Annotated in this window: 5 protein-coding genes; 2 read left to right on the forward strand and 3 right to left on the reverse strand. The window is 64.3% G+C overall.

The window, feature by feature from the left end; all coding sequences use genetic code 11:
• Positions 1-207: 207 nt before the first annotated feature.
• Positions 208-2,793, forward strand: coding sequence for a type I DNA topoisomerase (gene topA, locus RT662_RS00450; RefSeq protein ID WP_313668207.1), 2,586 nt, complete (start codon positions 208-210; stop codon positions 2,791-2,793).
• Between the two features lie 135 nt (positions 2,794-2,928).
• Here topA and hslU read toward each other — a convergent pair whose 3' ends face one another.
• Positions 2,929-4,227, reverse strand: coding sequence for an ATP-dependent protease ATPase subunit HslU (gene hslU, locus RT662_RS00455; RefSeq protein WP_313668208.1), 1,299 nt, complete (start codon positions 4,225-4,227; stop codon positions 2,929-2,931).
• Entirely contained in the window at positions 4,224-4,772 is a 549-nt protein-coding gene (gene hslV, locus RT662_RS00460) for an ATP-dependent protease subunit HslV (protein ID WP_313668209.1), read from the reverse strand. The genes hslU and hslV overlap by 4 nt, the downstream gene beginning before the upstream one ends.
• Before the next feature lie 123 nt (positions 4,773-4,895).
• Here hslV and RT662_RS00465 point away from each other — a divergent pair, with 123 nt between their 5' ends.
• Positions 4,896-6,041 (forward strand): hypothetical protein, encoded by a 1,146-nt coding sequence (locus tag RT662_RS00465; RefSeq protein WP_313668210.1) that lies wholly within the window; start codon positions 4,896-4,898, stop codon positions 6,039-6,041.
• 162 nt (positions 6,042-6,203) lie between these two features.
• On the opposite strand, the gene RT662_RS00470 is transcribed toward RT662_RS00465, so the two are convergent.
• Positions 6,204-6,917, reverse strand: a 714-nt coding sequence (locus RT662_RS00470; RefSeq protein WP_313668212.1) for an OST-HTH/LOTUS domain-containing protein, incomplete at its 5' end; no start/stop codon positions are given.

Genomic DNA, 6,917 nt, shown 5'->3' on the forward strand with positions numbered 1-6,917 from the left:
GGGGTCGAAATGATCTGCCCACCCGGGCTCGCCCTCAATCAGGGCCAGAGCGGCAGGCTAATGGTCACCAATCACAGCAAGCGCCAATCCCGCGCAGCGGGTTCGTTCTCCGGCCCAGAAGCCATTGTCTGCCAACCTGCGACCCCGCACCCCTTGACGCCCATCGCTCCCCCCCGCCACCCTCGCGCGTATACGTGAGGGACTCTAATGCAACTCGTTATCGTTGAATCGCCGGCCAAGGCGAAGACCATCAACAAGTATCTCGGCAGCAGCTACGAGGTGCTGGCCAGTTTTGGCCATGTGCGCGATCTGCCGGCCCGCGACGGCTCGGTGGACCCCGCCCAGGATTTCGCCATGGCGTGGGAGGTTTCGGCGGACCGTTCCAAGCAGCTCGCCGCCATTCGCGAGGCGGCGAAGCGGGCGGACAGTGTGATCCTGGCGACCGATCCTGATCGCGAGGGAGAGGCGATCAGCTGGCATTTGCTGGAATGGCTGAAAGACAAGCGCGCGCTGCCCAAGGGTGGGGCGAGCCGGGTAACGTTCAATGAAATCACCAAGGCCGCTGTCACCAAGGCCATGCAGGCGCCGCGCGATCTCGATCAGCCGTTGATCGATGCCTATCTGGCGCGGCGCGCGCTGGATTATCTGGTGGGCTTCACGCTTTCGCCGGTGCTGTGGCGCAAACTGCCCGGCGCCAAGAGCGCGGGCCGCGTGCAATCGGTGGCGCTGCGCCTGGTGGTGGAGCGCGAACGCGAGATCGAAGCGCACAAGGCGCGGGAATATTGGCGCGTTGAAGCCGAGATGATTGCCCCCAACGGCGCCACCTTCAAGGCCCGCCTGGCGGTGCTGGATGGCAAGAAACTGGCGCAGTTTGATCTGGACAATGCTGCAGCCAATGCTGCGCGGGAAGCCATTGAGAAGAATGGCTTTACCGTGCGGACGGTGGAGACCAAACCGGTTAGCCGCAACCCGGCGCCGCCGTTCACCACATCGACCCTGCAACAGGAAGCATCGCGCCGGTTGGGCTTCAGTGCCAGCCACACCATGCGGGTGGCGCAGAACCTGTATGAAGATGGCCACATCACCTACATGCGGACCGACGGCGTGCAGATCGCCGGCGAAGCCATGGCCGCCGTGCGCGACATGATCGCCCGCGATTATGGCAGCAAGCCCGACGTGCTGCCGGAAAAGCCGCGATTCTATGCCACCAAGGCGAAGAACGCCCAGGAAGCCCACGAGGCGATTCGCCCGACGGATTTCTCGCGCCGGCCCGGCCGCGCCGATACCGATGCGGATCGGTTGTATGCGCTGATCTGGAACCGCACGGTGGCGAGCCAGATGGCCAGCGCCCGGCTGGAGCGCACCACGATCGACCTGTTCGATGATGATGGCCGCCACGGCCTGAAGGCCACCGGCCAGGTGGTGATCACGCCGGGGTTTCTGGTGCTCTATACCGAAGGCCGGGATGAACCGGCGGAAGACGATGAAGACGGTGCCCGCCTGCCGCGCCTGGCCGGCGGCGATCGTTGTGCGTCCAAAACGGTGGAGGCGATCCAGAGCTTTACCGAGCCGCCCGCGCGGTTTTCGGAAGCGACGCTGGTGAAGAAGCTGGAGGAGCTCGGCATCGGGCGGCCTTCCACCTATGCCAGCACGCTGCAGACTCTGCGCGACCGGGCCTATGTGCGGGTGGAGAAGAATCGCTTCTTTGCCGAGGAAAAGGGCCGGCTGGTCACGGCGTTCCTGGAGCGGTTCTTCACGCGCTATGTGGAGTATGATTTCACCGCCGGCCTGGAAAACCAGCTGGATGACGTGTCGGCCGGCGATGCCAGCTACCTGGAATTGCTGCGGGCGTTCTGGGCGGATTTCCAGCCGAAAACCGCCGAGATCATGGAGCAGCGGCCTTCGGACGTGACCGCCGCGCTGGACGAATATCTGGCGCCGTTCCTGTTCCCGGACAAGGGCGACGGGGTTGATCCGCGCGTGTGCCCGAAGTGCGGTGCGGGGCGGCTGAGCCTGAAGACCGGGCGGTTCGGGGCGTTTGTGGCGTGTTCCAATTACCCCGAGTGCAAATACACGCGGCCGTTTGCCAGCGAAGGCGGGGCGAACGATGGCCCGCAGGAACTGGGCAATGATCCGGTGACGGGCGAGGCGATCAGCGTGCGGACGGGCCGTTTTGGGCGGTTCGTGCAGCGCGGTGAGGGCGAAAAGCCAGCCCGCGCCTCCATCCCCAAGGATGTGAGCATCACCGGGCCGGAAGACATTGAGTGGGCGATCAAGCTGCTCAACCTGCCGCGCACCATCGGGCCGCATCCGGAAACCGGGGAACCGATCACGGCCAGCATTGGGCGGTATGGGCCGTATCTGGCGCACAATGGCGCCTATGGCCGGCTGTCCAACACGGCCGAAGTGTTTGAAACCGGCATGAACGCCGCCGTGGTGAAACTGGCCGAAGCGGCCGCTGCCAAGGCCAATGGCGGCCGCCCGCAACGCGGCGTGGCGACCGCGCTGGCCGAACTGGGCGCGCATCCGGAATCAGGCGCGGCCGTGCGTGTGCTGGCCGGCCGTTATGGGCCCTACATCACCGATGGCACGACCAACGCCAACGTGCCCAAGGGCGCCGAACCAACAGCCGTGACGCTGGACGAAGCCATCGCGCTGCTCGCCGCCCGCGCAGCCGCTGGCCCGTCGAAGAAGGGCAAGAAGGCCCCGGCGAAGAAGGCGGCCCCGAAGAAGGCCGCGGCCAAGAAGCCGGCGGCAAAGAAGAAGGCGCCGGCGAAGAAGAAAGCCGAGTAAGTTTTGCCTCCGGCGGGCAGGGGCTGAGCCCCTGCACCCGCTTTCGTTTGTGGCCGGCGCGCTTGGTGAAGGGCTGTCCCAGAACGAACGAGTGCAGGGACTGCGTCCCTGCCCTTCGGAGGCAACACCCTCTTCTTACAAGATATACTTCGACAAATCCCGGTTCCCCGCGATATCGCCAAGTTCCCGGGTCACCATCGCCGCGTCCACCACAACCGTGTCGCCGCCGCGTTCGCTGGCGTCGAAGCTGACGCTTTCCAGCAGCTTTTCCATCACCGTGTGCAGCCGGCGGGCGCCGATGTTTTCCACGCTTTCGTTCACCTGGGCGGCGGTGCGGGCGATGGCGTCGATGCCGTCGGGCGTGATGGTCAGCGTCACGCCTTCGGTGGCGAGCAGGGCCGCATATTGCCGGATCAGGCTGGCATCGGTGTCGGAGAGGATGCGGCGGAAATCGTCTTCGGTCAGGCCTTTCAGCTCGACGCGGATGGGCAGGCGGCCTTGGAGTTCGGGCAGCAGGTCGCTGGGCTTGGCGACGTGGAAGGCGCCGGATGCGATGAACAGCACATGGTCCGTCTTCACTGGGCCGTATTTGGTGGCGACCGTGGTGCCTTCGATCAAGGGGAGCAGATCGCGCTGCACGCCTTCGCGGCTCACACTGCCGCCGCGCACGTCACTCACCGCGATCTTGTCCACCTCATCCAGGAACACGATGCCCTGGCTTTCCGCATTGCGCACGGCCTCGCGTTGGATCTCCTCGTCGTCCAGCCGCTTGTCGCTCTCTTCGGCCAGCAGCGCCTCCCAGGCTTCACCCACCTTCAGCTTGCGGCGCTTGGTGCGGCCGCCCATGGCCTTGGCCATCATGTCCGAAAGGTTGATCATGCCGACCTGGCCGGGCTGCATGCCGGGCATTTCAAAGCTGGGCGGGGTTTCTGCCACTTCGATCTCGATCTCACGGCCCTTCAGATCGCCGGCCTCGAAGCGCTGGCGGAAGGCGAGGCGCGTGGCTTCGCTGGCATCCTTGCCCACCAGCGCATCAAGTAGACGGGCGAGGGCGGCTTCCTCCGCCTTGTCCTTCACGGCGCTGCGGCGGGTTTCGCGCACGAGGCGGATCGATTCTTCGACGAGATCACGGATGATCGAATCGACGTCGCGGCCAACATAGCCAACCTCGGTGAACTTGGTGGCTTCCACCTTGATGAAGGGCGCGTTGGCCAGCTTCGCCAGCCGGCGGCTGATCTCGGTCTTGCCGCAGCCGGTGGGGCCGATCATCAGGATGTTCTTGGGCATCACTTCGTCGCGCAGATCGTCGGGAAGCTGCTGGCGGCGCCAGCGGTTGCGCAGGGCGACGGCGACGGCGCGCTTGGCGTCGTCCTGGCCGATGATGTGGCGATCGAGTGCGGCGACGATCTCGCGCGGGGTGAGATCGGCGCTCACAGGTCAATAGCCTCCAAAGTCAGTTCCTCGTTGGTGTAAACGCACAGATCGGCCGCGACCTTCATGGCGCGCCGCGCAATGGTTTCGGCGCTGTGATCGGAATCGGCCAGCGCGCGGGCGGCGGCGAGCGCGAAATTGCCGCCCGAACCGATGGCCGCAATCCCGCCCACCGGTTCCAGTACGTCGCCATTGCCGGTGATCACCAGCGTCACGCTGGCATCAGCCACGATCATCATCGCTTCCAGCCGGCGCAGATAGCGATCGCTTCGCCAATCCTTGGCCAGTTCAACCGCAGCGCGCATCAGCTGGCCGGGGTGGCGTTCCAGCTTGGCTTCCAGCCGTTCGAACAGGGTGAACGCGTCGGCGGTGGCGCCGGCAAACCCGCCGATCACTTCGCCTTTCGGCCCCAGCCGGCGGACCTTTTTGGCGTTGGGCTTCATCACCGTCTGGCCCATTGTCACCTGGCCATCGCCAGCAACAACGACCTGCCCGCCCTTGCGGACGGAAACGATGGTGGTGCCGTGGAATTGCGGAAGTTCGCTCATGCAGGAAAACCTTTCATAGCGCCCATGTAGGGCCTGGCCGGCCGCGAAAAAAGGGTGCTGCGACACGCGCGACGCCGGCCCCCAAACCGGTTATGGTGGGATGCTTCATTCGGGGGAATGATCGTGCTGCATTATCTGGATGTGATGATCGGGTTCGCCTTCACCATGCTGGTGATCAGCCTGGCGGTGACGGCGATGGTGCAGGCCGTGCCGATCTACCTGCGCAATCTGAAGGGCGAAGCGCTTGAGCGCGGCCTGACCGATCTGATGGTGCGGGTGCTGCCGGGGCTGGAAAACCACGCAACGGTGATTGTCGATCATATTCTGCGTGATCCGCTGCTGTCTCCGCCGCGCAGCCCGCCCTACACTTGGTTCGTCAAGCCGCAGGACGGCAAGGAGGTGCCACGCGCGCGCAGCGGGGTGGTGCAGCGCGAGGAGTTCGTGCGGCTGCTGCTGGATTTCATGGCGCAGGATGACAAGCCCGATGAGTTGCAGGCGGTGAAGGATGCCCGTGCCGAGATCAAGGCGATGCTGGCCAGGCTGGACCTGACCGATCCCAAGGCCCTGTTGCTGCAGATCCGCACGCGCATTGCGGAACTGGAACTGCAAAACCCTGGGTGGTCGAGCAGCCAGCGTGCGAGCAAGGCCATTTTGGAAGCCTTCATGGCCGGGCCGGGCAAGGATTTCATGGCCAAGCTGGTCGGCTGGTTCGATCAGACCATCGATCGGGTGGACGCCGCCTACACCGCGCGCGTGCGGATCTGGACAGCGATGTTCAGCATCGCGCTGGTGGTGGTGCTGCATCTGGATACGTTCGCGCTGATGGCGCGGCTGAACGCCGATAGCGCGCTGCGCGACAAGGTGGTGGCATCGGCGGTGAGCGCGATGGAAAAGGGCCAGTTCGCGCCGCCGACCGCCGGCGGTTCTGTCAACGAGGCGCAGGCATTGGCGTGCGCCCGCACCCACCTCGCCAGCCCCGGCCCCGCGCGCGGCCTTGATGCCTATGCCGATTGCATGGGGCTGGCCGAGGCGACCAAGCTGGAGCTCGTGTCATGGCCGCACGATCTGGATGCCTGGGCCAGCCGCTGGCAGCCGTTCAGCTTTGCGCTGCTGCTGCAACTGCTCGGCATGAGCCTGTCGATCTCCCTGCTCTCGCTGGGCGCGCCTTTCTGGTATGCCACCCTGTCCAACCTGATCAAGCTGCGTTCCACCATGTCGAAGAAGGACGAGGCGGCGCGCGTGGAACGGCAGACGACGCAGGCGGGTTAGCGGCGGCGGCAGACCTGTTCGGTCTTTCCGTCTGCGGCTGGCGAACTTTACTTCCTCTTTCGCACGGACGTGAGGTTGGTGCCCTGAAATTGCGGGCGTCCGCTCATAGGGTGGGGCTTTTCATGCGCCCCATGCAGGATTGGAGGGCGGCGTTTGAACGGGTCAAGCCGTTCGACGACGAACCTGCACTGCCTTACCGTCTTCTGCCAAGCCCATTTCAAAATGGTCAGTCAGGGCCCTTAGTATTGCCTTCAGCGACGTATGGCCGGCTTTCTCCAGATAGTCCGGGTGTCTTGTGTTCAGCACTTGCTCCAGAGCACTGAGCGTTATCCACTCTTTCAAATCAGCTGGCATGGCTGCCTCGATCCACGGCCAAGCCACATGCGGCATCTTGGCTTTCGTTGTATTGTTTTCGGACTTTTCGACCGTGTTGGCAGCGGGTTTGCGGCGGCGGACCTGCGCAGTCTTGCCGTCGGCGGCCAAGCACTGATGGTAATGGTCGTTTAGCGCGGTCAGCAGTTTCTTTAGCGAAGCAAAGCCGGTCTTCTTCAAATAGCCAGCATCCCTTGCGCGTAAGGCTGTTCCAAGCGCACTCAAGGTCATCCATTCGGATTCGCTGGCCGAAAACGCCTCCTCGATAGCAGCTTTGGCGAGGTTCGGCTTTCGGGCAGCGGGCGACGGTCCGGAGGACTTTGCTGTGGCCTTGGGTGGGCTCTCATTTGGGGGCGCAAAAGCAGCCTGCTTTGCTGGCTTGGCAGCGGCAAGTGGAAAGAACTGATCACACGCTACCTGCAAAGCCTTGGCAGCGGTGCTGTGGGCGAACCCATAAACCTTCAGGCCTTCTTCGCGGATGCGTTTGGCAAGGCTGGTGAAATC

It is taken from the genome of Sandarakinorhabdus sp., from assembly GCF_032115815.1.
Taxonomy (GTDB): domain Bacteria; phylum Pseudomonadota; class Alphaproteobacteria; order Sphingomonadales; family Sphingomonadaceae; genus Sandarakinorhabdus.

Coding starts and splice junctions, on each gene's coding strand:
- hslV (WP_313668209.1), bottom strand. CDS start 4,772: ATGAGCGAACTTCCGCAATTCCACGGCACCACCATCGTTTCCGTCCGC.
- topA (WP_313668207.1), top strand. CDS start 208: ATGCAACTCGTTATCGTTGAATCGCCGGCCAAGGCGAAGACCATCAAC.